The organism is Kitasatospora sp. NBC_01250, from assembly GCF_036226465.1.
Taxonomy (GTDB): domain Bacteria; phylum Actinomycetota; class Actinomycetes; order Streptomycetales; family Streptomycetaceae; genus Kitasatospora.
Genome location: NZ_CP108476.1, coordinates 7,294,110 through 7,318,333, shown reverse-complemented (window position 1 = coordinate 7,318,333; position 24,224 = coordinate 7,294,110). Strand labels below are relative to the sequence as shown.

Sequence of the window (24,224 nt, the reverse complement as noted above, 5' to 3'; positions counted from 1 at the left end):
CCGGAGCGGCCGGGGTACCCCGATCCGGACGGAGGTGGACAGCATGCGCTATGCGACCACACCGCGCCGCTGGCGCAGCGGGACCGAGCCGGCCACCGCACGCAGTGCCCTCAGACTGCGCTTCCTGCTCTCAGTGATCTTCATACCGGTCTTCGCCCTGATGACGGCCGCCTTCGCCGTCGTCGCGGCGATGGCGAAGCCGACCGGTGTGCCCTCCCGGGGCGCGCTGACCGGCTTCGCCGTCGTCTGCTTCGTGCTGACCGTCGTCGCCGTCGTCGATCTCTACGTGGTGATCAAGAGACGCCGGGTCGAGCTGTGAACCGGACAGCACGGCCCGGCCGGGCCGGCGCTACCGGTTGCCCACCGCCTGCTTGACCAGGGTCTTGCCGAAGTCCCACATCAGCCCGCCGCCGCTGTGCGCGTCGTCCATCACCTCGCTGAACGCGTCCACGAACCGGTCCACCTCACGCTCGGTGATGATCAGCGGCGGGATCAGCTTGATCACCTCCAGGTGGTCGCCCGAGACCTGGGTGAGGATCCGGTGCCGCTGCAGCAGCGGCACCACCACCATCTGCGCGAAGAGCCCCTTGCGGGCGGCCTGCAGCGCGGTCCACCCGGTGCGCAGCTTGAGCGAGCGGGGTCGGCCGAACTCGATGCCGATCATCAGACCGCGCCCGCGGACCTCGGCCAGCATCTCGTACTTCGCGGTGAGCGCGGCCAACCGGGTGCGCAGCAGGTCGCCGACCCGGCGGGCATTGGCCACCACCTGCTCGTCGCGCATCACCTGCAGGGTGGCCAGGCCCGCCGCCATCGCCTGGGCGTTGGAGCCGTAGCTGGCCGAGTGCACCAGCACCCGGTCCATCGAGGAGTAGACCTTCTCGAAGATCCAGCCCTTGCCCAGCGTGGCGCCGATCGGCACGTAGCCGCCGGAGAGCGCCTTGGCCGCGCAGACCAGGTCGGGCTGCACGCCCTCCTCGCCCTGGTAGGCGAAGAAGGCCCCGGTGCGCCCGATGCCGGTCTGCACCTCGTCGCAGATGAGCAGCGCCTTGTTCTCGTGCAGCAGCTCCTGGGCGGCGCGCAGCCAGCCGGGCGGGGCGGCGTGCACCCCCTTGCCCTGGATCGGCTCGACGATCAGCGCGGCCACGTCGCCCTTGCGCAGTTCGCGCTGGAGCGCGCCGAGGTCGCCGAGCGGGATCGCGGTGTCCGGCAGCAGCGGGCCGAAGCCCTTGCGGAAGCCGCCCTCGCCGTTGATCGACAGCGATCCGGTGGTCAGGCCGTGGAACGCGTGGTCGCAGTAGAGGATCCGGCCGCGCCCGGTGGCGTAGCGGGCGAACTTGATCGCCGTCTCCACCGCCTCGGTGCCGCTGTTGCCGAAGAAGACCCGGTCCAGGCCGGGCGCCTCGGCGAGCAGCCGCTCGGCCAGCAGACCGGGCAGCGGCGGGCAGTCGAAGCGGGTCAGGTCGGGCAGGTCGAGGTCCATCACCTGCTGGATCGCGTCGCGCACCACCGGGTGGTGCCGGCCGAGCGCGAAGATACCGAAGCCGGCCAGCATGTCCAGGTACTCGTTGCCCTCGGCGTCGTAGAAGAAGGGGCCGCGGGCGTGGTCGTAGGTCTTGTCGAAGCCGATCGTGTGCAGCATCCGCGGCAGCTGCGGGTTGAGGTAGCGGCCGTGCAGCTCGTACCGCTCGCCGCCGCGCTCGGCGAGCAGGGCGGCGAGGTCGAGGGCACCTTCAGGTCGGTCAGCTGGCACGGGGTTCGTTCACTCCTCGGTTCGGCAGCAGGTACTTGGCGAAGGCGGCGGTCTGGGCGGCGATCCCGGTGCCGGTCAGCCCGGCCTCCTCCATGATCTCGCCGCGCCCGGCGTGCTGGAGGAACTCCTGCGGGATGCCCAGGTCGCGCAGCGGGGTGGCCACCTCGGCGTCCCGCAGCGCCTGGGCGATGGCGGCACCGACGCCGCCGGCCCGGCCGTTGTCCTCGACGGTGACCACCAGCTTGTGCGCGGCCGCGAGTTGGACGAGCGCCGGGTCGACCGGCTTGACCCAGCGCGGGTCGACCACGGTGGTGGCCAGGCCGTCGGCGGTGAGCAGCGCGGCGGCGTCCAGGCAGGCGCAGGCCATCGAGCCGACCGAGACCAGCAGCACGTCCTGGCCGGCCCGGCCCGGCACCCGGGTGCGCTGCAGCACGTCCACCCCGCCCAGGTGCTCGACGGCCGGGAGGTCCGGTCCGACCTCGCCCTTGGGGAAGCGCACCACGGTCGGCGCGTCCGTGACCTCCAGCGCCTCGCGCAGCTGGGCGCGCAGCTGCGCGGCGTCGCGCGGGGCGGCCAGCCGCAGCCCGGGCACCACCTGGAGGATCGACATGTCCCACATGCCGTTGTGCGAGGCGCCGTCGTTGCCGGTCACCCCGGCCCGGTCCAGCACGAAGGTGACACCCAGCTTGTGCAGCGCGACGTCCATCAGGACCTGGTCGAAGGCCCGGTTGAGGAAGGTCGCGTAGACCGCGACCACCGGGTGCAGTCCGGCGGTGGCCAGGCCCGCGGCGCTGGTGACCGCGTGCTGCTCGGCGATGCCGACGTCGAAGGTGCGCTTGGGGAAGGCCTTGGCGAAGTCGGCCAGGCCCACCGGCTGGAGCATCGCGGCGGTGATCGCCACCACGTCCGGGCGCTGGGCGCCGACGGCCAGCATCTCCTCGCCGAAGACCGAGGTCCAGGAGGTGCCGCCGGAGGGCGAGATCGGCAGGCAGGTGTAGGGGTCCATGGCCCCCACCGCGTGGAAGCGGTCCGCCTCGTCGAGCTCGGCGGGACGGTAGCCGCGGCCCTTGACGGTCAGGCAGTGCACGATCACCGGGCCGCCGAAGCCGCGCGCCTTGCGCAGCGCGGACTCCACCGCGGCGATGTCGTGGCCGTCGATCGGGCCGAGGTACTTCAGGCCCAGGTCCTCGAACATGCCCTGCGGGGCGAAGGAGTCCTTGAAGCCCTTCTTCGCGCCGTGCAGCGCCTCGAAGATCGGCTGGCCGACCACCGGAGTGCGCTGCAGCGCCTCCTTCCCCCAGGCCAGGAAGCGCTCGTAGCCCTGGGTGGTGCGCAGCGTGGCCAGGTGGTTGGCCAGGCCCCCGATGGTCTTGGCGTAGGAGCGCTCGTTGTCGTTGACCACGATGACCAGCGGCCGGTCCTGGGCCTCGGCGATGTTGTTGAGCGCCTCCCAGGCCAGCCCGCCGGTGAGCGCGCCGTCGCCGATCACCGCGACGGTCTGCCGGTCGCTGCGTCCCTGGATCTGGTGCGCCTTGGCGATCCCGTCGGCGTAGCCGAGCACGGTGGAGGCGTGCGAGTTCTCGATCACGTCGTGCTCGGACTCGGCCCGCGAGGGGTAGCCGGAGAGCCCGCCCTTGGCCCGCAGCCGGCTGAAGTCCTGCCGGCCGGTCAACAGCTTGTGCACGTAGGCCTGGTGGCCGGTGTCCCACAGGATCCGGTCGCGCGGCGAGTCGAAGACCCGGTGCAGCGCGATGGTCAGCTCCACCACCCCGAGGTTGGGTCCGAGGTGGCCCCCGGTGCGGCTGACCGCCTCGATCAGGAAGTCGCGGATCTCCTGGGCCAGTTGCGGCATCCGGTTGGCCGGCAGTCGCTTCAGGTCGGCTGGTCCGTGAACGGAGGACAGGAGTGACATGGCTCCACCTCTCGGCTTGGTCTACAGCTCGGTTTGCTCTACAGGGGCCCGGCCGCTGGCTGGGGGCGGAACTTCGGATCTCTCAGCCTGCCGCGATCACCGCCGGTACGCCCGCTGGGCCGCCGTCGGCCTGGTACCGCTCGGCGAGTTGCAGGGCCTCCTCGATCAGGGTCTCGACGATCTTCGACTCGGGCACGGTCTTGATCACCTCGCCCTTCACGAAGATCTGCCCCTTGCCGTTGCCCGAGGCCACCCCCAGATCCGCCTCGCGCGCCTCACCCGGACCGTTCACCACACAGCCCATCACCGCCACCCGCAGCGGCACCTCCATGCCCTCGAGCCCGGCGGTGACCTCCTCCGCGAGCTTGTACACATCCACCTGCGCCCGACCGCACGACGGACACGAAACGATCTCCAACCCGCGCTGACGCAGGTTCAACGACTCCAGGATCTGGATCCCGACCTTGATCTCCTCCACCGGCGGCGCCGACAGCGAGACCCGGATCGTGTCCCCGATCCCCTCCGCCAGCAGCGCACCGAACGCCACCGCCGACTTGATCGTCCCCTGGAACGCCGGACCCGCCTCCGTCACACCCAGGTGCAGCGGATAGTCGCACGCCGCCGCCAACTGCCGGTACGCATTGATCATCACCACCGGGTCGTTGTGCTTCACCGAGATCTTGATGTCCCGGAAGTCGTGCTCCTCGAACAGCGAGCACTCCCACAACGCCGACTCCACCAACGCCTCCGGCGTCGCCTTGCCGTACTTCTCCAGCAGCCGCTTGTCCAGCGAACCCGCGTTCACACCGATCCGGATCGGCACACCCGCCGACTTCGCCGCCCGCGCGATCTCACCGACCTTGTCGTCGAAAGCCTTGATGTTGCCCGGGTTCACCCGCACCGCCGCACAACCCGCATCGATCGCCGCGAACACGTACTTCGGCTGGAAGTGGATGTCCGCGATCACCGGGATCTGCGACTTCCTCGCGATGATCGGCAGCGCGTCCGCGTCGTCCTGCGAGGGCACCGCCACCCGCACGATCTGACACCCCGAAGCGGTCAGCTGCGCGATCTGCTGCAGCGTCGCGTTCACGTCCGAGGTCAGCGTCGTGGTCATCGACTGCACCGACACCGGCGCGTCACCACCGACCGGAACGTTGCCGACCATGATCTGACGCGAGACGCGGCGGGTGGCGAGCGGCTTGAGCGGCAGGGACGGAACACCGAGCGAGATCGCGGTCATGGCTGTACGCACATCCTTGCTGTGATGGTCTTGATGTCATGGTCGGGCCCGGCGCGCGCTCTCGCACGCGCGCCGGGCCCGGCGCTCAGCGGGTACCGGCCACGGTCTCCCGCATCGCGCGCAGCGACTCCTTGAGCGAGCCCATGGTGGCGAGCACCGCCGTGGGCTCGTAACCGCAGTGCGCCATGCAGTTCTCGCAGCGCGGGTCCTTGCCACGGCCGTACTTCGACCAGTCGGTCTTCTCGATGAGCTCCCGGTAGGTGGGCACGTACCCGTCGGACATCAGGTAGCAGGGGCGCTGCCACCCGAAGAGCGAGTAGTTCGGGATGCCCCAGGCGGTGCACTCGAAGTCGACCTTGCCCTCCAGGAAGTCCAGGAAGAGCGGGCTGTGGTTCAGCCGCCAGCGGCGGCGGTTGCCGCCGGCGAAGGTCTTGCGGAAGAGCTCCCGGGTCTGCTCCACGCCCAGGAAGTGCTCCTGGTCGGGAGCCTTCTCGTAGGCGTAGGCCGGGGAGAGCATCATCTCGTCGACCTTGAGCTCGTCGTTGAGGTAGTCGAGCACCTCGATGATGGTCTGCGGGGTGTCCGTGTTGAAGAAGGTGCTGTTGGTGGTCACCCGGAAGCCGCGTCGCTTGGCCTCCTTGATGGCCGCCACCGCCTCGTCGAACACCCCCTCCTTGGCCACCGACTCATCGTGCCGCTCGCGCATGCCGTCGATGTGGACCGTAAAGGTGAAGTACGGCGAAGGAGTGAACTTGTCCAACTTCTTGCGCAGCAGCATGGCGTTCGTGCACAGGAAGACGTACTTCCGCTTCGCCACCAGCTGACGGACGATCTCGTCGATCTGCGGGTGCATCAGCGGCTCGCCGCCGGCGATGGAGACCATCGGAGCACCGGACTCCAGCACCGCGCCGACCGCCTGGGCGACCGGCATCCGCTGCTTCAGCACCCCGGCCGGGTGCTGGATCTTGCCACAGCCCTCGCAGGCGAGGTTGCACGCGAAGAGCGGCTCCAGCTCGACGATCAGCGGGAACTTCTCGCGGCGCTTGAGCTTCTGCTGCATGAGGTACGTACCAACCCGCATGGTCTGGCGCAGCGGCATGGCCATGGCTAGCTCGCCTCCTGAGGGAGCGTCGGCAGGGAAGAGTGGGTCAACAGGGCAGGATCTGCCGGCTCCGGTATCGAACGGAGGTGCTGTGCACCGGCCCCGGCGCCGACCACGGCGCGGTGCCAGCCGAGCAGTGCGGGCACCAGGGCCCGCAGGGTACGGAACGCGCGCAGGCCGGCCGGCACGGTGCCGGGCCGGAACAGCTCGCGCTCGGGCGTGTCGACCACCACCCGGACCGCCGCCATCGGCAGACCGTCCGGTACCTGGTCGAGCACGCTGTCGAACACGGCCGCGGACTCCATGTCCACGGCCAGGATCCCCTGCCGGCTGAGCACGCGGCGCTCGTGGCCGCTCACCACGTGGTCGGCGGAGTGCAGGGTTCCGGTGCGGACGCTGAGTCCGAGGCCGGTCAGCGCCCGGGCGAGCGGCGCCGGCTGGTCGGTCGTCCGCACCCGGCCGGCCGGGCAGTGCACCCGGTCGGAAACGATCACTTCACCCGGTCTTGTCCCCGACACGGCCGCGGCGCAGAATCCGGTCATCAGCACCGCGCCGTAGCCCTGCGGGGCGGCCGACAGCAGGGTGCCCGCCGTCCGTCCGGCCCGCGCCGGGCCCATGCCGGTACGGGCCAGCACCGGCGGGCCACCGAGGGCCTGCGCCCAGTCGCCGCGGCGCAGCGCCCACTCCTCAGCGGGCAGTGCGCACAGCACCAGGAGCGGTGCACTCATGTCAGCCTCCCCAGCACCGGATTGCCGTGCAGGTAGCGGCCCAGCGCGGTGACCGGGAAGACCAGCCGGTAGAGGTGGTAGTTGATCGAGAAGTCCCACGGGAACCCGGTCCCGGTGAACTGCGGCTCGTCCCAGCTGCCTTCGGCCAACTGGGTGGCCGCCAGCCAGCGCACGCCGCGTTCCACCGCGGCGCTGCCCCGCTCCGGTCCGGGAGCGAACCGGCCGCCGGGCCCTTCGCCGGCCGACAGCAGCGCCATCAGCGCCCAGGCGGTCTGCGAGGCGGTGGACTCACCGCGCCCCGACCAGTTCTCCGGGTCCTCGTAGGAGCGCATGTCCTCGCCCCAGCCGCCGTCCGGGTTCTGCCGCTCCTCCAGCCAGCGCACCGCACGCCGGATCGCCGGATCGGACTCGGGCACCCCTGCCGCCACCAGGGCCGGCAGGACCGACCCGGTGCCGTAGATGTAGTTGGTGCCCCAGCGGCCGAACCAGGAGCCCTCGGCCTCCTGGTTGCGCAGCAGCCACTCCACGCCCCGCCTGGTGCGCGGGTCGTCCGCCTTGCCGACCTCGGCCAGCATCTCCACCACGTGGGCGGTGACGTCGGCCGACGGCGGGTCGACCACCTCGCCGAAGTCGCAGAACGGCAGCTTGTTCGGCAGCGTGCTGGTGTTGTCCACGTCGAAGGCGCCCCAGGCGCCGTTCTTGGACTGCATGCCGAGGTTCCACTCGACGCCGCGGTGCACGGCGCCGGCCACCCGCTCCGGCTCCGGGTGGTCCACCCGGCGCAGCGCCAGCACCACCTCGGCGGTGTCGTCGATGTCGGGATAGGTGTCGTTGTGGAACTCGAAGGCCCAGCCGCCCGGGGCCAGCTGGGGCCGCTGCACCGACCAGTCGCCCTTGGTGGTGATCTCCTCCGCGAGCATCCAGTCGGTCGCCCGGACCAGCGCCGGGTGGTCGGCCGGCAGACCCGCGTCGACCAGCGCGATGGTGGCCAGGCAGGTGTCCCAGACCGGGGACTGACAGGCCTCCAGCCAGCGCTTGCCGTCCTCGGTGTGCACGGTGAAGCGCTCGAAGGCGGCCAGCCCGGAACGCATCACCGGGTGGTCCAGCTCGTAGCCGAGCAGGTGCAGCGCGATCAGTGAGTAGACGGCGGGCGGCTGGATGCCGCCCCAGCAGCCGTCCGCCTCCTGGCGCTCGACGATCCAGCGTCCGGCCTGGCTCAGTGCCAGCCGGCGCAGCGGTCGCACCGCGCGCTTGTGGTAGGCGTGCAGCACCAGGTCGAGCCGCTCGAAGAGTCCGTCCCAGCTGGCGGGCGGGGCGAGCGGGCGCAGCGGGAAGGGGTTGGCCGGGTCGGTGTGCAACTCGGTGAGCTCGAACGGACCCGGTCTGACCGGGCGGTGCGCGGAGACCACGGTGAGCGGCACGATGGTCTGACGGGCCCAGCAGCCGAACGCGTAGATGTTCAGCGGCAGCCACTTGGGCAGGAACATGATCTCGGGCGGCATCTCCGGCAAACGCTCCCACGGCCACCAGCCGAAGAGCGCGAGCCAGATCCTGGTGAAGACCCGGGTCGCCGCGATGCCGCCGGCGCCCCGGACGTACTCGGCCGCGGCCCGCATGTGCGGGGCGTCCGGTTGGTCTCCGGCCAGGCGCAGCGCGACATAGGCCTCGACCGTGGTGGAAATCTCCGGCGGACCTCCGTGGAAGGTCCCCCAGGTGCCGTCCGCGCGCTGCTGCGAGCGGATCCACTCGGCGGTGGCCGCGGTCTGCTCCACCGTGCGGATTCCCAGGAACTGACGGAGTAACAGGTCCTCCGCGTCCATGGTGACGTTGGTCTCCAGGTCCCCCTTCCACCAGCCTTCGGTGTCCTGCAGGGACAGCAGGTGGGTGGTGGCCCGGTGCAAGCTCTGCTCGATCGCCGCGCGGTCCACGGGCGCCGGCGCGATCAGCTCCTCCAGAGCTTCGGTGCCGTGCCCGGCCACCTGCCACGGGCCGGCGTCGGCCGGACCGGCCAACGGGGCCGGTGGCCGCTCGTCCACCGCGACCGGCTCGGAATCGTACTCAGGGTCGAGCCGGCCGTCCGCGGTTGCTGTCAACTTGATGTCACCTCTCTCGTACCACCACGAATTCGGCGAGCGCGACGAAGCGCTCGCGCACCTCGTCGGCCATCGGGACCTCGTCCAGTGCGGCGAGGGCGGTCGTGTGCTGGCGGCGCGCCTCCTCCTGGGTCCAGGCACGGCCGCCCGCCTGCTCGATCAGCGCGGCCCGCCCGGCCAGCACCTCCTCGGACTCCTCGCCGCGCCCCTGCGGGTCGGCGAGCAGTTCGGCCAGCCGGCGGGAGGCCGCGCCGCCCTCGGCGAGGGCGGCGGCCACCGGCAGCGACTTCTTGCGCTGGCGCAGGTCGCCCCAGTGCGGCTTGCCGGTCACCTCGGTGGCACCCCAGATGCCGAGCAGGTCGTCCACGGCCTGGAAGGCAAGGCCCAGGTGGTGGCCGTACCGCTCCAGCGCGTCGGCCGTGCGGTCGTCGGCACCGGCCAGGACCGCGCCGATGGCGGAGGCGGCGGCCAGCAGCGCGCCGGTCTTGCCGCCCTCCATCGCCAGGCACTCCTCGACGGTGACCGCGTCGCGGTGCTCGAAGGAGAGGTCCTGGGCCTGGCCGTCGATCAGCTTGCGGGTCGCGGTGGTGAGCAGGCGCACGGCGCGGGCGGCGTCGGCCGGGGTCGCGGCGCCCTGGCCGGCGTCCAGCAGGACCTCGGTTCCGAGGGTGGCCAACGCGTCGCCGACCAGGATCGCCTGCGCCGGGCCGAAGACCGTCCAGGCGGTGGCCCGGTGCCTACGGGTCTCGTCACCGTCCATCAGATCATCATGCAGCAGCGAAAAGTTGTGCACCAGCTCAACGGCCACCCCACCAGGTACTCCGGCAGGTGCCTCGGCGCCGGCGGCCTCCGCCGAGAGCAGCGCGAGCGCCGGGCGGATCGCCTTGCCGCCGTCGCTCGCCGTCGGGTTTCCGGCCTGGTCGGTCCAGCCGAAGTGGTAGGCGGCGACCGCGTCCATCGGAGGGGCCAACCGGGCGACGGCCGCGCGCAGCGGCGGGGTACAGAGCGTGCGGCCCCTGGCCAGCAGCTCGGGTACCGAGACGGGCTCGGCCTGGGCCGTCGCTCCCGCGGCCGTGCTCGGGCGTGCCTCCACGTGTGTTCCCTCTCCCTGGGCCGGTGTGCTGGTGTCGGTGGTGGTGGGCGCGGCCGACCCGGCCACGGCGGCCGGCCTGCTCGCCCTCGGCGTGGGCGCCGCTTGAGTGGTCGCCATCGGGCGCCGGGGTCCGCTCATCGGGGCCACCGCCCGTCCCCGTGGTCCACCGGCACCCGCTCGCCCGCGGCGCGCAGCGCGGCGTCGGCGGCGGCGTGGCCGCTGCGCACGGCGCTCTCCATGGTCGCGGGCCACCCGGTGGCCGTCCAGGAGCCGGCCAGCAGCAGGCCGGGGATCCGGGTCGCGGCCACCGGACGCAGCGCGGCGGTGCCCGGGGCCGGATCGAAGGTGGCGGTGCGCTCGCGGGTGACGAAGAAGTCGAGCACCTCGGCGTTGCGGGCGGCCGGCAGCAGGCGCTCCAGCTCCGGCAGGTAGCGGGCCCTCAGCTCGGCGACCGGCAGGTCGATCTCGTCCCGCACGGCGGACTGGGAGAGCGCCAGGTACTGCGCGCCGGGGTGCCCGGTGGTGACCCCGGAGTGCGGGGTGCGGTCGAAGACCCACTGGACCGGGGAGTCCAGCGCGGCGAAGAACGGCCGGCGCAGCACCTGGCGGTCGTAGACCACGTGCACGTTGAGGATCGGCGCGGTGCCGAGCTCCGCCAGCCGGTGCTGCTCGGCGATCGCGCCCTCCGGCAGCAGCGCGGCCGCCGAGTCCTGGGCGCCGGCCAGCACCACCACGTCGGCGCTGAGCAGCTCGCCGTTCTCCAGCCGCACGGCGTGCGGCGGCCCGGCGGTGGTCGAGACGGACTTCAGCTCGACGACCTTGGTGCGCAGCCGCACCGTGACCTCGGCCCGGGCCAGCTCGGCCAGCGCCGCGTCATGGTGCAGGACGCCGAGCGGGACCGCCGCGACGCCGATGTCGCTGGCGCCCGGATCGGTGAGCAGACCGGTCTTGAAGACCATCGCGGCCAGCGCCAGCGAGACCTCCGCGGCCTTGGCGTTCAGGGTGGCGACCCCGACCAGGTCCCAGAGCGCGGCGATGGTGCGGTCGTTCTGGCCGTGCGAGCGCAGCCACTCGCCGAAGGAGAGCCGGTCGAGCGCCGGGTCGGCGAGGTCCAGCCGCTGCAGCGCGAGCGCGCCGCGCACCACCCGCAGCCGGTCCAGCGGCCGCAGGTGCGGGTAGCTCGCCAGGCTGGCGGCCAGGTGCAGCGGGACCGGCAGGCCGGCCCGGCGCAGCCGGCCGAGCCGGTGCCGGTCGCCGCGCACGGCGAGCACCGGGACGTCCAGCCGGGGCTGGATCTCGACCTGGCCGCCGGCGCCCAGGCGCTCGATCAGGCCGCGGTAGGCGGTGCAGCAGCGCAGGAAGACGTGCTGGCCGTTGTCCACGGTCAGCTCGCCGCGGCGGAACGAGAAGGCCAGGCCGCCCAGCCTCGGGCGGGCCTCCAGCAGGGTGACCCGGTGGCCGGCCTCGGCCAGCCGCAGCGCGGCGGTCAGTCCGGCCAGCCCGCCGCCCACCACGACGGCAGTCCGCTGGGCTTGCCCGCTCATCACACCTCCCCGCTGTTCGGTTCGCGCGCCTCGATGCGCACCCGTCCCACGCGCAGCATTCGCCACAACAGTGCCGGTGCTTGCGATGATTCCCCGTCGATGACGGCTGACGGAGGGTCGGACGGGTTCAAGAACGTCCTCCGGCCAGGCCGGAGAGCGCGACGTAGGCCTTCTCCCAGCCCGGCAGCGAGACCCGGCCGCGCAGCACCGACTCCGGCTCGGCGGCGATCCGCCCCAGGAGGCGGTGGTAGATCCCGGCCATCGCTGCGGTGCAGGCCCGGCTGCGCCGGTCCAGCATCGGCAGCAGCCGCAGGCCCTCCTCGAAGTAGCCCTGGGCCCGCTCGGCCTGGAAGGCGACCAGGCCGGTGAAGTCGGCGCCGACCGGCGGCGTGGGCAGCGCGAAGCCCTGCTCGCAGCCGAACCGGGCCAGGTCCTCGGCCGGCAGGTAGGTGCGTCCGTTGACCGCGTCCTCGCGCAGGTCGCGCAGGATGTTGGTGAGCTGCAGGGCCAGGCCCAGGGTGTCCGCGTACTCGGCGCCGCGCTTGGGGTCCGCGCAGCCGTACACACCGAGCGAGAGCCGGCCGATCGAGCCGGCCACGCAGCGGCAGTAGACCTTGAGGTCCTCGAAGGTCTGGTACTCGGCGCCGCGCAGGTCCATCTCGACGCCGTCGATCAGCTCGTCGAAGGCGTCCAGCGGGATCGGGAAGCGCCGGGCGGCGTCCGCCAGTGCCACCTTGATCGGATCGGTGTCCTCCTCGGTGACCTCGCCCGCCCGCACCTCGTCCAGCAGGGCGCGGGTGGCGAGCAGCTGCTCGGTCTTGCGCTGCTCGGACAGCTCGCCGTCGCCGATGTCGTCGACCCGGCGGGCGAGCGCGTAGAGAGCGGACATGGCCAGCCGCTTGGGCTCCGGCAGCAGCCGGATCCCGTAGCTGAAGTTGCGGGCCTGCAGGGCGGTGACCGCCTCGCAGTACCGATAGGCCGCCATGACCGGTGCCGACGCCAGTGGTGATGCCGCCACTCGGGCGTTCACCTTCCCTTCGCGAAGATGGCCGCCGCCTTCATCGCCAGGCGGCGCTTGTCGGGCTTCGGCTGCTGGGCCAGCACGTCGTACCCGGCGGCCTCGACGGCCGCCAGGGCCGCGTACCCGCCCGCGGTGAATCCCGCCAGGAGAAGTCGAAGCCTCCCCCGAACCGTACCCACCAGCGGGGCGCCGTGATCGAGCAGGGTCCGTGCCCGAGCCGCCTCGAACGCCACGAGTTCGCGCACCCTCGCGTCGGCGCTGGGGGCGGCGAGGTCGGCCTCGGTGACGCCGTGGCGGGCCATGTCCTCGGTGGGCAGGTAGATCCGCCCGCGGGCGAGGTCCTCGGCCACGTCCTGGAGGTGCTCGATGACCTGGAGCGCGGTGCAGATCGCATCCGAACGCTCGATCCGTTCCGGGGTCGCGACGTCGGCGAGCGCGAGCACCAGGCGGCCCACCGGGTCCGCGGACAGCGTGCAGTAGCCGACCAGACTTTCGAAGGTCGGGTATCGGGTGGTGGTCTGGTCCACCCGGTTCGCCTCGATCAGACGGCGGAACGGCTCCGGCGTCACCGCGTGGCGGCCGATCAGCGGCACCAGGGCGCCCATCAGCGGATGCCGCGGCGGCTCGCTGACGGTCCCGGGCAGCGCGGCCTCGAAGGCCCGGTCCAGATCGCGCTCCAGGCCGTCGAGCAGCCCCAGCCGGAACACCGTCTCGTCGCCGGCGTGCGCGGGCGCTCCCAGCACCGCGGCCGTCCCCGCGGGGTCCGCGAGATCGCCGTCGCCGGCGTCGTCCACCAGGCGGGCGAAGCCGTAGACCGCCATCAGGTCGTCGCGCCAGGCGGCCGGCAGGAAGCCGGGGGCGACCGGGAAGTTCTCCCGCGCCGCCTTGGCCAGCGTCTCCTCCTCAGAGGGACCGCCCACCCCACCGCTCCCCGGCCGCGCCGAGAACTGAGCCGAAGTCGTCACTGCCGTCACTCCCCCGTTCTACACCGGTGTTGACCATGGACCCGACTCGGACACGCTTCCCCCGCGCAGGCTGGACCGCTCCCGGACCCCCACCCTTTCACTTCCGGTCACGAGTCGAAAAGACCACCCCCCGGCGCGCCGACCCCCCTCACCCGCCCGGCGCACACGCGGGGGCGCGAGGGGCGCGGGAAGAGGCAGACACAACACGCGCGTCATGGTGGGCAGCCGATGCTTCACAGCCTCCGGTCCACCCGCCCGGAGGGGGCAAGCGCGAAATATTCGGGACAAATCAAGGCGAATTCCGAGAATACAGGCATTTATTGCCATAGCCACCCGCAGACCATCCGGGCAGTAATGAAGCACACGTTTGGATGCGGAAAATCAACGCCCCGTAGCGAGCTTGTCCGATTTTCCTTGCCCGGCTCACCCCAGGTCCCACGGGACGTAATAGTGGAGCCATATGCTCCATAAAAGAATCGCTAACAAGCTGGCAGGCGAGTCTTCTTCCGCCATAGGGTCACAACAGCTCCACAACGGAGAGCGCTCGCTTATCGCAGAGCAGCGCGTACACATACTCCAGGAGCAGCCTCACGCGTCACGTCAGTCCACGACAGGGGGGATCTTGATCATGAACAAGAAGCGCATTGCCAAGTTCGCCGTCATGGCAGCTGCGGTACCCGCACTGCTCCTGGCCAGCAGCGGATCCGCGTTTGCCGACGGCCACGGTATCTACTGGACGGACAACTCCACGGGGAACTGTCTGGAGTGGAAAGCAAACGGGACGGACGTAACCACACTCGGCATGGATACGCCCCCGTACTCCTGGCAGCCCTGCGCTTCCAGTGACGATCGACTCAAGTGGGATGACACCCAGGGCAACATCGTGAACCAGGATGGCAGCTACTGGAGGGAATCCCCGATGGACCAGGACAACATCTGCCTCGCCGCCGCTGGCAACTCGGTGTACTTGGAGAACTGCGCCAGCCCGGCCAACTACTACGAGCAGTGGCAGGAGAGGTGGACCGGTAGTGGCTTCAACCTGGTCAACCGGGAAAGCGGCTACTGCCTGGACAGCAACGTCGCGGGCAATGTCTACGCTCTGCCCTGCAACGGAGGCAAGTACCAGCTCTGGCACTGAGCCCCGATGAACGCGCCCACCTCACTGTTCGCGCCGTAATGGCATGACCCGGTCACGGGCTCAACCGTATGCGCAGCCGACGACACCGTAACAGCGATAGGCCGGTGGGGTCCGACCTCGTCGGACCCCACCGGCCTATCGGGTTGCCACTACGGCCGCTCGCCGCGTTCGTACATGCCGACGACCTCTTCGGTCGGGCCGTCCATGATCAGCTTGCCGGTCTCGATCCAGACCGTCCGCTCGCAGGTGTCACGGATCGCGTTGTTGTTGTGGCTGACCAGGAAGACCGTACCGGCCTCCTTGCGCAGTTCGCGGATGCGGGCCTCGCTGCGGCGCTGGAAGGCCTGGTCACCGGTGGAGAGCGCCTCGTCGATCAGCAGCACGTCGTGGGTCTTGGCCGCCGCGATGGAGAACCGCAGGCGGGCCGCCATGCCCGAGGAGTACGTGCGCATGGGCAGGTTGATGAACTCGCCCTTCTCGTTGATGCCCGAGAAGTCCACGATCTCCGGGTACCGGGTCTTCACCTGGGCCGGGCTCATGCCCATCGCCAGGCAGCCGAGGACCACGTTGCGCTCGCCGGTCAGGTCGTCCATCAGGGCCGCGTTCACACCGAGCAGCGAGGGCTGGCCGTTGGTGTAGATGCCGCCCTTCTCGGTCGGCAGCAGGCCGGCGATGGCCGACAGCAGGGTCGACTTGCCCGAGCCGTTCGAGCCGATCAGGCCGACCGCCTCACCCTTGTACGCGGTGAAGCTGACGCCGCGCACCGCGTGCACCTCGGTGATCGCGGGCGAGCGCTTGCGGGAGATCAGGCGGCTGAGCGCCGAGGTGGCGCTGCCCTTGCCCGCCGAGGCGCCGTGCACCTTGTAGACGATGTGCACGTCGTCCACGACGACGGTGGGGACGCGGGTCTCCTTGGCGGCGGCGACCGCCTTGGCGTCGCGCTCGCGGCGGAGGGCAGCGCGCTCCTCGCCGGTGAGCTCGGCCTCGTCGGTAGTGGTCACAGTGTCAGCCACGGCCGTACTCCTCCTCTGCCTTCCAGAAGAAAACGTACCCCGCAACAAAGAGCACCACGGCCCACGCGGTCGCGACAGCCCAGACGTGCGGGGGCAGCACCTGGTGCTGGCCCGGGTACTTGTGCGGGCTGTAGATCGACGGCATCATCGCGTGGCGCATCAGCTCCATGAACACCGACGCGGGGTTGATCTGCATGCAGATCTGCGCCCACTTCGGCCAGTGCGAGATGTTGTTCGCGACGCTGTACATCACGCCGGAGGTGTACATCCAGGTGCGCAGCAGGAACGGCATCAGCTGGGAGACGTCACTGGTCTTGGCGCCGATCCGGGCCATCACCAGGGCGAGGCCGGTGTTGAACATCGACTGAAGGATCAGCGCGGGGATGACCTGAACCCAGGTCTCCGTCAGCGGATAGCCGAACCCGAGCACGATGCCGATCAGGACGACCATGGAGATCAGCAGCTGCTGGAGCTGGATCAGGGTGAAGCCCATCGGCATGCAGGCGCGCGGGAAGTGCAGCGCCCGGATCAGCCCGAGGTTGTAGGAGATCGCCCCGGTGCCGGCCTGGATGGCGCTCTGGGTGAACTGGAAGATGAAGACGCCGATGCACAACCAGGGAATGTAGTAGGGCATGTCGCCCCGGTTGTGCAGAATGACACCGAAGGTGAAGTAGAAGACCGCACAGTTCAGCAGTGGCGTGACAACCTGCCAGACCTGGCCCATCTTCGCCGTCGTGTACTGCGCCACCAGCCGGGCGGTCGCGAAGGCGATGATGAAGTGGCGGCGCCCCCACAACTGCTTGGTGTAGGCGAAGAGCCCTGGCCGGGCGCCGCTGACGCTCAGACCGTACTTGTCGGCGAGCTGCTTCGGGGTCAGTCCGGTGTCAACACCCCCTGGTAGTGAGAGGTTGATCGGTTCAGTCACTGTCGACACATTCGTCCTTCACGGGCTCGGAAGTCCGGCTGCTGGCCGGGGGGCAGTCGCCGGGCTCTCGGCGGGGAGATCCATGGGGGATCACGGGGGTCCGGGTGGCGGTGTGGTGGTCCGCTGACCGGGTGATCAGATGACCGGCGGTCTGCCCAACCTGGTCAATCGCCATACAGTACGCCATCGCATCGGCCGTCGCTCGCCGCACGGCTTGCGCCAGCCTTCCCGGAAGCCGCCCCACCAGGCCTTCATCGCCTCCCCGGAGGGGCGGCGGGCCAGGGTGAGCAGCAGCCAGGTGCACAGGTAGAGAGGCACCAACGGGGCCGGGAGGTTCCGTCGGGCCAGCCACACCCGGTTGCGCGCCACGTTGTGGAAGTACGAGGCGTGCCGGGCGGGCGAGGTGGTGGGGTGGTGCAGCACGATGTCCGCGCGGTAGTCGATCGACCACCCTGCGTCCAGCGCCCGCCACGCGAGGTCGGTCTCCTCGTGGGCGTAGAAGAAGTCGGCGGGCAGCTGCCCGGCCTGCTCGAACACCGTCGAGCGGACCGCGCTGGCGCCGCCGAGGAAGGTGGTGACCCGCGAGGAGCGCAGCGGGTCGGCGGCGCGCAGCCGCGGGACGTGCCGGCGCTGGGTGACGCCGGTGTCGGGGTCGGCGATCCGGAAGCTGACGATGCCGAGCCCCGGGTCGGCGGTGAAGGCCTCGCGCAGCAGGCGGGCCGAGTCCGGGTTGGGCAGCGAGCCGTCGTCGTCCAGGAAGAGCACCGCGTCGACGTCGCGGCCGTCGGGGCCGAACAGCTCGATCCCCACGTTGCGACCGCCGGGGATCCCGAGGTTCTCGGGCAGCTCGACGGCGCGCACGCCGGCGGGCAGCGGCGGCAGCGGGGCGCCGTTGCCGACCACGGCCAGCTCGACGGCCGGGCCCTGCTGGCGCTGGACCGACTCGATCAGCGCGTTCAGTTCGGCCGGGCGGTTGCCCATGGTGATGATCACGGCGCCGAGACGGAAGTCGTCGGCCCTGGTGCCCGCGGGCGTGGTGTTCGTCGTGGTGTTGTTCGTGGTGTTGTTCATCGAAGCTTTCACCGCAGCCGACTGGAGAGGACGATGCTGAGCAGGTGGAGAACGGTCTGCAGCATGGCGATCGCGGCCAGCACGACCACCGCGAGACGGGTGAAGAGGAGCCCGCCGTGCACCGCGTCGGCGATCCCGGCGGCCAGGATGAGGAGCGAGGCCTCGACCGCACCGACCAGCCGGTGGAACTTCAGCAGCGAGGCGACCTGGCGGGCCCTGGCCACGCCGGCGGAGCGCGGCACCGAGGCGCTGTCGGCCACCGCCGTCATTCCGCTGCGGGCCCGGGCGACGTCGACCAGGTCGGTCTCGGACTTGATCAGGATCGCGCCGAGCGCGGCCAGGGTGCCGAGGAAGGCCCACTCCCAGTGGGTGGCGCCGCCGCTGCGGTGCAGCAGGTCGGCGCCGCGCAGGCCGAGGCCGGTGAGCAGCGCGGCCTCCGACATGTAGTGGCCGACCCGGTCCAGGTAGACGCCGGTCAGCGAGGTCTGCCGGCGCCAGCGGGCCACCTCGCCGTCCACGCAGTCGAGCAGCAGGTAGAGCTGAATCAGCAGCGCGCCGACGACCGCACCGGCGAGGCCCGGGAGGAGCAGCCCCGCACCGGCCAGGACGCCGGTGCACATCATCGCGTAGGTCAGGCCGTTGGGCGTGATCGCGGTGACCGTCGACAGCACCCGGGTGATCCGCAGCGAGATGCCGCGCATGTAGAGCCGGCCCGCCCAGTGCTCGGCGCTGCGGCGCTGGAGCATGCCCGCCGGGTGGATCACCGCGCGCAGCTCCTCGATCGAGGGGCGAACCGCGAGGTCGACCACGGCGCGGCCGGCGACCGGGGGCGCGGCGGCGGCCGAGGCTCGGGGCTCAGCTGTTGACGGCTTGGACATAGTCGGCGTACGCGTCCCTGATCGCTGCTGGGGAGAGGTCGAGGTACTCAAGAATCGTGAAGCGCCCCGGGCGGGTATTCGGAGCGTAGTGCACCGCTTCGATGAACTCCGCCTCGGTGAAACCGATCTGATCGGCAGTCACCGGCAGGCCGTGGGCCCGCAGACGGTCGACGATCAGCCCGGTCAGCTCGTGCTCGCCCCGCAGGAAGCTCGCGAAGGCCGCGCCGAGGCCGACCTGTTCGCCGTGCTGAGCCGAACGCTTGGGATAGAGCACGTCCAAGGCGTGCGAGATCTCGTGACAGGCACCCGAGGAAGGCCGGGTGCTGCCCGCGATGCTCATCGCGATGCCGGACAGTACCAGTGCTTCCGCGAGCGCCGTAAGGAGGTCCGCGTCCTCCAGGGCGCCCGGGTGGTGCAGCAGGTTCTCGCCCGCCGAGCGGGCCATCGCCACCGCCAGTCCGTCCACCTTCTCGCCCGTTTCGCGCTGGGAGAGTTCCCAGTCGGCGCAGGCCGAGATGTTGGACAGGACGTCACCGATGCCGGCCGCCACGAAGCGCTGCGGGGCCTGCTGGATCACGTCCAGGTCGACCACGATGCCGATCGGTCCGGGCACCCCGTAGGAGCCCCGCCCCGCGTCGTTGTCGAGGGTCGAGACCGGCGAGCAGATGCCGTCGTGCGCCAGGTTGGTGGCGACGGCGACCAGGGGCAGCCCGACCCGCGCGGCGGCGTACTTGGCGGCGTCGATGATCTTACCGCCCCCGAGGCCCACCAGGACGTCGTAGTGGCCGCTCTTGACCTCGTCCGCCAGCCGCACCGCGCCGTCCAGGGTGCCGTCCCCGGCCTCGAACCAGTCGGCGTTCGGCAGCATCGGCAGCAGGCGGTCGCGCAGCCGGGCCCCCGAGCCGTTGCTGATCGCCACCGCGACCCGCCCGGCGGTCGACAGCCGCTGGTCGGCGAGGATGCCGGCCAGCGAGTCCAGGGCGCCCGGGCGGATCTCGACGAAGACCGGCGAGGGAATCAGCCGGGTCAGTACTGGCACGCGATCTCCCGGGCCTTGGCCAGGTCCTCGTGGTTGTCGACCTCGACCCAGGAGACCTCGCCGATCGGCTGCACGTCGATCCGCAGGCCGCGGTCGGTCATCTCCTGGTAGCCGTCCTCGTAGTAGAGCTGCGGGTCGCGCTCGTAGGCGGTGCGCAGCGCGTCGGCCAGGTCGGCGGCGGCGGACGGGTTGATCACGGTGACGCCGATGTACTCGCCGGTCGCCTCGGCCGGGTCCATCAGCTTGGTGATCCTTTGCATGCCCTTGACCGGGTCGACGACGACCTTCATCTCCTCGTCGGCCAGCTTCTTGTGGGTGTCCAGCGCGAGCAGGATGCCCGGGGTGCGACCCTCGGCGATCAGGCGGTCGTTGCCGTCCAGCATGGTGCGCTGCACCGAGGCCGGGTGCACGGTGTCGCCGTTGGCCAGCAGCAGGCCCTCGGTGAACAGCTCACGGGCGCACCAGAGGGAGTAGGCGTTGTTCCACTCCTCGGCCTTGTCGTTCTCGACCAGGGTGAGCTTGACGCCGTACTTCTGCTCCAGTGCCTCCTGGCGCTCGTACACGGCCTCCTTGCGGTAGCCGACCACGATCGCGGCCTCGCGCAGGCCGACCTCGGCGAAGTTGCCGAGGGTGAGATCCAGCACGGTCTTCTCGCCGTCGACCGGCACCAGCGCCTTGGGCAGGGTGTCGGTGTACGGGCGGAGCCGGCGGCCGGCTCCGGCCGCCAGAACGAGGCCGATCATGCGGGGTCTCCTGTTTCGTCGGTACCGGGTGCGCAGTGCCGCCCTGGGGTTCCCCTCGACCGTCCGCGGGCCTGCCGGTGCACATCCGTACCCGCATGTGCCCGCCCACGGAACGACGCCCCGGTCCCGCCGCTCGGCGGTGCACCGTGTCGTTAGTGATGGTAGGCGACCGGCACCACCGGCCCGAACGCCGCCCGGCCCCCGCAGGTGCGCCGCGGGAGGCGGATCCGGCCCTCCGGTGAGGGTGCTCGGACGGTTGCGTGGCGGTCACGTGTCGGACTGGTGTACGAACATATCGACCCACTCGGACATCCGTTCTGGTCGATGCTGCTCCCCGGCTCCCCCGCACCGGTGATCCCGGGGATGGTGCGTCGAATCCGTCCCAGCACCTCGGGCATACGGCAGACTGGCACCGATGCCCTCCGTACGCGACACGGCACTGTTCGCGCCCGGGGGTGTGCTGCCGTCCGCTGGACCGGGGGGGCTCGCCCGGGTGGCGTATCCGGGTGGCGGCGCCGGTCCCCGTGCCGAAAGAGGCGCTATGCCCGAGAGTTCATCGACCAGCCTTGCCACCGACCCGGCCGGCGGGGTCGCGGAGCCCGCGGCCGCTCCCGAGATCCTGCTCGAGCTGGTGGACGACGAGGGTGCCACCATCGGCACCGCCGAGAAGCTCTGGGCCCACCAGCAGCCCGGCCACCTGCACCGGGCATTCTCGGTCTTCCTCTTCGACCAGCAGGGCCGGCTGCTGCTGCAGCGCCGCGCGCTGAGCAAGTACCACTCCCCCGGTGTCTGGTCCAACACCTGCTGCGGCCACCCCTACCCCGGCGAGCCGCCGTTCGTGGCCGCCGCCCGGCGCACCGCCGAGGAGCTCGGCGCCGCCCCCAGCCTGCTCGGCGCGGCGGGCACCGTGCGCTACGACCTGCCGGACGAGGCCTCCGGGCTGATCGAGCGGGAGTGGAACCACCTCTTCGTCGGCCTGCTCACCGACGAGCTGCGGCCCGACCCGGAGGAGGTCGACGACACCCGCTTCGTGACGGCCCGGGAACTGAAGGAGCTCCAGCAGGAGCGGCCGTTCTCGGTCTGGTTCAACACGGTCTTCGAGGCCGCCCTGCCGGGGATCCGGGAGATCGCCGGACCGAGCTGGTAGGTCCGGGCCGATCGGCGCCCTCGTGGGGCCGTTCAACGGCTGCTCGCGCCGCTCCCCGCCCGCTCGGCGGCGGGGAGCGGCAGCGAGGCCCAGATCACCTTGCCGCCGTCGCCGGTCCGCTCCACGTCGCAGGCGCCGCCGGCCGCCAGCGCGATGCTCTTGACCAGCAGCAGCCCGCGCCCGCCGGTCTGCTCGGGATCGCTCTGCACGGCCTTGGGCCGGTGCGGGTGCCCGTCCTCCACCGCCACCCGCACCTGGCCGCGGCCGATCGACACCTCCGTGGTCACCCGGGGCGAGAGCACCGCGGCATGCGTGACGGCGTTGGTGACCAGTTCCGAGACGATCAGCAGCAGGCCGTCGGTGAGGTCCTCGTAGCACTCCCCGGCCAGCCCGCGGGCCCGTAGCAGGTCACGCACCGCGTGCCGGACCCGCGGCACCGAGGACTCCCGCGCCCCGGCGACGATCCGCCACAGCCCGTCGGCGGCCCGCTCCACCTCGACCCCGTCCGGCACCTGGACCGGCGCCACCACCGTCGAAGTCCCCGTCGTCGTCCGCTCCACGTCCAGCCACCCTTCGTCGGGCCTCGGGAGGCACCGCCGGCACCGGCCGACCATCCGGGAACGGGGTGTTCCGTTCAGGGCTCCCCTTCATGTCCGAGGCTAGGAGAGCGACCGGAATCCCCGCGCCCGGTCGAGGAACTTGCCCCTGGCAGACCGCTTCCGACCGACCATGACCACAACAGCCCACTTCCTGGCCGACTTTCCCTGCGCCACCGACCCACGACCGTTCATCCACCCCGACCCGCCGTCGTCGCCGGTCGCAGCCGCCCCCGCGCCCGGGACCTGGGCAGCCACCCGGACGCCCACGGGGAGCGAGAACCGCAGGTGGGCGGCGGGGACGGGTGGGTCGGAGGTACCCCGAAAGCCTGATAGTGTTCTCTCTGTCGCCGCGGGGGACAGCACGAAGAACCCCGAGGCACACACCCTGTCCGGGTGGCGGAATGGCAGACGCGCTAGCTTGAGGTGCTAGTGCCCTTTATCGGGCGTGGGGGTTCAAGTCCCCCCTCGGACACGACCCATTGGCCAACATGGTTGGCCAGGGAATGCAGGTCAGGAGCGATCCTGACCTGCATTTTGCGTTGTGCGTGGTTGTAGTCGCAGCGTAGGCCGAGAGCGGCGTAGGTCTGGCGCTTGATCTCGGGGTTGGCGTCGTGCAGGACGTCGACCATGCTGCCGGCCTGGTTCACGAGGTCGGTGATCTGCTGTTCGGTCAGGGCTTGGGTGCGGCGGGTGCCGGAACCGTGAAGGGTGCCAAAACTCCGATCAGGCCGCTGAACTGGGCCTTTGATGAGAGTCAAGAGGTGGGCTGATTGAGGTGGCGTGGTACTCGTTGAGCAGGCCACCGAGCACTCGGCGGCGCCTGATCGCGGCAGCGGGCAGAGGGATGACATTCGGTTCGTCACCCGGGGCACGTAGGTCGAGGCCGCGATGGGCTCTTCCGGTGTTGTAGTGCTCGGCGTATTCGCCGAGCACGGCACGCAGGTGCCGCTCACCGGCGATGAGCAGACGGTCGGTGCATTCGGCTCGCACAGTGCGTATCCACCGTTCCGCGAAGGCGTTCGAGCGCGGGCTCTGCGGCGGGGTCAGGATCACCGTCGTGCCGTTACCGGCGAGGACGGCGTCGAAGGCGGCGGTGAACTTCGCGTCGCGGTCGCGGATGAGGAACCGAAAGTCACCGGCTCGGTCGCCCAGGTCCATCAGCAAGTTCCGGGCGAGCTGAGCCACCCACTCCCCCATGGGATGCGCTGTGACACCAAGGACATGGACCCGCCTGGTCTTGATCTCAATGACGAAGAAGACGTACAGGCGCTGAAGGAAGACAGTGTCCACGTGCATGAGGTCGCAGGCAAGGAGCGTGTGAGCCTGCGTCTGCACGAAGGTCCGCCAGCTCTGCCGACTGACGCGCTGGGGTGCGGGCGGCAGGCCCAGGCGACGCAGGACTCGACGGATGCTGGCTGCGGCGACCCGGTGGCCGAGCCGCCGCAGCTCGCCCTCGATCCTGACGTACCCCCAGGTCGGGTTCTCCCTGGCCAGGCGCTGGATGAGCGCGACGATCTCTTCGGGCACTGGTGGCCGGCCGGGTCTGGCCGGTGGCTGTCGCCACTTCCAGCGCACCAAACGCCGATGCCAGGACAGCAGCGTGCCCGGAGTGACGAGCCGATGCCGACGCAGCATCGACGGCAACTGGCGGGCCAGCGCGGATAGCACAGCGCGGTCCACCCAGGACATCCGCGGCCGCTCCACCTGGCGGCGCAGTACGGCCACCTCGTGCCGCAGGGCCAGGATCTCGGCATTCTTCACGGCAGAGGAACGACCCAACAGGGCAAGCCGGCCCAGCACCCGGCAGAAGATCAAGTAAAGCAGACGAAGAGCCACGGTCAACGATCATGCCCAGAACCCGCCCGCTCGGAAAGCCGCTGCTCAGCCACCGTAGCGACAGTGCAGACACCCTTCAGGGGTTAGGGCTGAGGCCGGCTCGGTTCGGCAGCGCGTCGGTCGAACGCTGCGTTGATCAGCAGACGAAATAGTCCTTGGCGTACTGGATGGCCCAGAGGACATAGTCAGCATCAAGGTCAAGTTGGCCGTTGATGCTGAAGTACAGGTGCTGCTGATCGTCGTCCCGCTGGCTCACGGCCATGTCGAGCCTCCGTGACGGAGAGAGTGAGTTGAACTCGAGGGTTTCGCACTCTCCGACGATGTCGGCGAATGCCGTGATCTCGACCATCGCACCCTTGAACTCTCGAATCACCGACACGCTGG

22 protein-coding genes and 1 tRNA gene are annotated in these 24,224 nt (G+C 70.8%); 4 read left to right on the top strand and 19 right to left on the bottom strand.

Features of this window, described 5'->3' with window-relative positions; genetic code table 11:
- Positions 1-43 precede the first annotated feature (43 nt).
- Positions 44-319, top strand: coding sequence for a DUF6343 family protein (locus OG500_RS31000; protein WP_329584844.1), 276 nt, complete (start codon positions 44-46; stop codon positions 317-319).
- Between the two features lie 30 nt (positions 320-349).
- Here the strand turns inward: OG500_RS31000 and OG500_RS30995 are convergent, their stop codons facing one another.
- From OG500_RS30995 to hpnC, 10 genes are all read right to left on the bottom strand, one after another.
- Complete coding sequence (locus tag OG500_RS30995; RefSeq protein WP_327070127.1) at positions 350-1,750, bottom strand: aspartate aminotransferase family protein; 1,401 nt, start codon at positions 1,748-1,750, stop codon at positions 350-352.
- Positions 1,740-3,662, bottom strand: a complete 1,923-nt coding sequence (gene dxs / locus OG500_RS30990; protein ID WP_327070126.1) for a 1-deoxy-D-xylulose-5-phosphate synthase — start codon at positions 3,660-3,662, stop codon at positions 1,740-1,742. Before dxs ends, OG500_RS30995 begins: the two co-directional genes overlap by 11 nt.
- Before the next feature lie 82 nt (positions 3,663-3,744).
- Positions 3,745-4,905 (bottom strand): flavodoxin-dependent (E)-4-hydroxy-3-methylbut-2-enyl-diphosphate synthase, encoded by a 1,161-nt coding sequence (ispG, locus tag OG500_RS30985; RefSeq protein ID WP_327070125.1) that lies wholly within the window; start codon positions 4,903-4,905, stop codon positions 3,745-3,747.
- 85 nt (positions 4,906-4,990) lie between these two features.
- Positions 4,991-6,010, bottom strand: coding sequence for an adenosyl-hopene transferase HpnH (gene hpnH, locus OG500_RS30980; RefSeq protein ID WP_327070124.1), 1,020 nt, complete (start codon positions 6,008-6,010; stop codon positions 4,991-4,993).
- A 2-nt stretch (positions 6,011-6,012) separates the two neighbouring features.
- Positions 6,013-6,735: a 5'-methylthioadenosine/S-adenosylhomocysteine nucleosidase family protein gene (locus OG500_RS30975; protein WP_327070123.1), complete on the bottom strand. Its 723-nt coding sequence runs from the start codon at positions 6,733-6,735 to the stop codon at positions 6,013-6,015.
- Positions 6,732-8,828 carry a squalene--hopene cyclase gene (gene shc, locus OG500_RS30970; protein WP_442789261.1) on the bottom strand — a complete coding sequence of 699 codons (2,097 nt, stop codon included), beginning with the start codon at positions 8,826-8,828 and terminating at the stop codon, positions 6,732-6,734. Before shc ends, OG500_RS30975 begins: the two co-directional genes overlap by 4 nt.
- A gap of 7 nt (positions 8,829-8,835) precedes the next feature.
- Positions 8,836-10,038: a polyprenyl synthetase family protein gene (locus OG500_RS30965; protein WP_327070122.1), complete on the bottom strand. Its 1,203-nt coding sequence runs from the start codon at positions 10,036-10,038 to the stop codon at positions 8,836-8,838.
- Between the two features lie 17 nt (positions 10,039-10,055).
- On the bottom strand, positions 10,056-11,531 hold the full coding sequence (hpnE, locus tag OG500_RS30960) for a hydroxysqualene dehydroxylase HpnE (RefSeq protein WP_327070121.1): 1,476 nt from the start codon (positions 11,529-11,531) through the stop codon (positions 10,056-10,058).
- Between the two features lie 61 nt (positions 11,532-11,592).
- The gene (gene hpnD / locus OG500_RS30955; RefSeq protein WP_327070120.1) at positions 11,593-12,450 is read right to left on the bottom strand and encodes a presqualene diphosphate synthase HpnD; all 858 of its coding nucleotides are present in this window, start codon (positions 12,448-12,450) and stop codon (positions 11,593-11,595) included.
- Between the two features lie 41 nt (positions 12,451-12,491).
- The gene (gene hpnC / locus OG500_RS30950; protein ID WP_327070119.1) at positions 12,492-13,406 is read right to left on the bottom strand and encodes a squalene synthase HpnC; all 915 of its coding nucleotides are present in this window, start codon (positions 13,404-13,406) and stop codon (positions 12,492-12,494) included.
- Between the two features lie 673 nt (positions 13,407-14,079).
- Here hpnC and OG500_RS30945 point away from each other — a divergent pair.
- Positions 14,080-14,589 carry a ricin-type beta-trefoil lectin domain protein gene (locus tag OG500_RS30945; RefSeq protein ID WP_329584835.1) on the top strand — a complete coding sequence of 170 codons (510 nt, stop codon included), beginning with the start codon at positions 14,080-14,082 and terminating at the stop codon, positions 14,587-14,589.
- A gap of 149 nt (positions 14,590-14,738) precedes the next feature.
- Here the strand turns inward: OG500_RS30945 and OG500_RS30940 are convergent, their stop codons facing one another.
- The 6 genes from OG500_RS30940 to OG500_RS30915 all read right to left on the bottom strand — a co-directional run bounded on the left by OG500_RS30940 (position 14,739) and on the right by OG500_RS30915 (position 20,258).
- On the bottom strand, positions 14,739-15,476 hold the full coding sequence (locus tag OG500_RS30940) for an ABC transporter ATP-binding protein (RefSeq protein ID WP_329587845.1): 738 nt from the start codon (positions 15,474-15,476) through the stop codon (positions 14,739-14,741).
- 118 nt (positions 15,477-15,594) lie between these two features.
- Entirely contained in the window at positions 15,595-16,536 is a 942-nt protein-coding gene (locus tag OG500_RS30935; RefSeq protein WP_442907084.1) for an ABC transporter permease, read from the bottom strand.
- Positions 16,537-16,662: 126 nt separating this feature from the next.
- Positions 16,663-17,508: a glycosyltransferase family 2 protein gene (locus OG500_RS30930; RefSeq protein ID WP_327071752.1), complete on the bottom strand. Its 846-nt coding sequence runs from the start codon at positions 17,506-17,508 to the stop codon at positions 16,663-16,665.
- 98 nt (positions 17,509-17,606) lie between these two features.
- The gene (locus OG500_RS30925; protein WP_327071751.1) at positions 17,607-18,344 is read right to left on the bottom strand and encodes a CDP-alcohol phosphatidyltransferase family protein; all 738 of its coding nucleotides are present in this window, start codon (positions 18,342-18,344) and stop codon (positions 17,607-17,609) included.
- Between the two features lie 109 nt (positions 18,345-18,453).
- A complete protein-coding gene (locus tag OG500_RS30920; protein ID WP_327070117.1) occupies positions 18,454-19,515 on the bottom strand; it encodes an iron-containing alcohol dehydrogenase family protein in 1,062 nt (353 codons plus the stop codon).
- Positions 19,503-20,258 carry a phosphocholine cytidylyltransferase family protein gene (locus OG500_RS30915; RefSeq protein WP_329584828.1) on the bottom strand — a complete coding sequence of 252 codons (756 nt, stop codon included), beginning with the start codon at positions 20,256-20,258 and terminating at the stop codon, positions 19,503-19,505. Before OG500_RS30915 ends, OG500_RS30920 begins: the two co-directional genes overlap by 13 nt.
- Before the next feature lie 541 nt (positions 20,259-20,799).
- On the opposite strand from OG500_RS30915, the gene idi reads away from it, so the two are divergent.
- Positions 20,800-21,405 carry an isopentenyl-diphosphate Delta-isomerase gene (gene idi, locus OG500_RS30910; protein WP_327070115.1) on the top strand — a complete coding sequence of 202 codons (606 nt, stop codon included), beginning with the start codon at positions 20,800-20,802 and terminating at the stop codon, positions 21,403-21,405.
- A 32-nt stretch (positions 21,406-21,437) separates the two neighbouring features.
- Here the strand turns inward: idi and OG500_RS30905 are convergent, their stop codons facing one another.
- Positions 21,438-21,965, bottom strand: coding sequence for an ATP-binding protein (locus OG500_RS30905; RefSeq protein ID WP_442789260.1), 528 nt, complete (start codon positions 21,963-21,965; stop codon positions 21,438-21,440).
- Positions 21,966-22,391: 426 nt separating this feature from the next.
- Here OG500_RS30905 and OG500_RS30900 point away from each other — a divergent pair.
- Positions 22,392-22,476, top strand: a tRNA-Leu gene (locus tag OG500_RS30900).
- A gap of 251 nt (positions 22,477-22,727) precedes the next feature.
- On the opposite strand, the gene OG500_RS30895 is transcribed toward OG500_RS30900, so the two are convergent.
- Both OG500_RS30895 and OG500_RS30890 read right to left on the bottom strand, forming a co-directional pair.
- Positions 22,728-23,840, bottom strand: a complete 1,113-nt coding sequence (locus tag OG500_RS30895) for an integrase core domain-containing protein (RefSeq protein ID WP_329584824.1) — start codon at positions 23,838-23,840, stop codon at positions 22,728-22,730.
- Between the two features lie 136 nt (positions 23,841-23,976).
- On the bottom strand, positions 23,977-24,219 hold the full coding sequence (locus tag OG500_RS30890) for a hypothetical protein (RefSeq protein WP_329584821.1): 243 nt from the start codon (positions 24,217-24,219) through the stop codon (positions 23,977-23,979).
- Positions 24,220-24,224: the final 5 nt, after the last annotated feature.

Bases quoted from the DNA above. Each gene is read 5' to 3' on its own strand.
- OG500_RS31000 (WP_329584844.1), top strand. From the start codon at position 44: ATGCGCTATGCGACCACACCGCGCCGCTGGCGCAGCGGGACCGAGCCG.
- dxs (WP_327070126.1), bottom strand. From the start codon at position 3,662: ATGTCACTCCTGTCCTCCGTTCACGGACCAGCCGACCTGAAGCGACTG.
- ispG (WP_327070125.1), bottom strand. From the start codon at position 4,905: ATGACCGCGATCTCGCTCGGTGTTCCGTCCCTGCCGCTCAAGCCGCTC.
- hpnH (WP_327070124.1), bottom strand. From the start codon at position 6,010: ATGGCCATGCCGCTGCGCCAGACCATGCGGGTTGGTACGTACCTCATG.
- OG500_RS30975 (WP_327070123.1), bottom strand. From the start codon at position 6,735: ATGAGTGCACCGCTCCTGGTGCTGTGCGCACTGCCCGCTGAGGAGTGG.
- OG500_RS30965 (WP_327070122.1), bottom strand. From the start codon at position 10,038: ATGGCGACCACTCAAGCGGCGCCCACGCCGAGGGCGAGCAGGCCGGCC.
- hpnD (WP_327070120.1), bottom strand. From the start codon at position 12,450: ATGGCGGCCTATCGGTACTGCGAGGCGGTCACCGCCCTGCAGGCCCGC.
- OG500_RS30945 (WP_329584835.1), top strand. From the start codon at position 14,080: ATGAACAAGAAGCGCATTGCCAAGTTCGCCGTCATGGCAGCTGCGGTA.
- OG500_RS30930 (WP_327071752.1), bottom strand. From the start codon at position 17,508: ATGGGCAACCGCCCGGCCGAACTGAACGCGCTGATCGAGTCGGTCCAG.
- OG500_RS30925 (WP_327071751.1), bottom strand. From the start codon at position 18,344: ATGCTCCAGCGCCGCAGCGCCGAGCACTGGGCGGGCCGGCTCTACATG.
- OG500_RS30915 (WP_329584828.1), bottom strand. From the start codon at position 20,258: ATGATCGGCCTCGTTCTGGCGGCCGGAGCCGGCCGCCGGCTCCGCCCG.
- idi (WP_327070115.1), top strand. From the start codon at position 20,800: ATGCCCGAGAGTTCATCGACCAGCCTTGCCACCGACCCGGCCGGCGGG.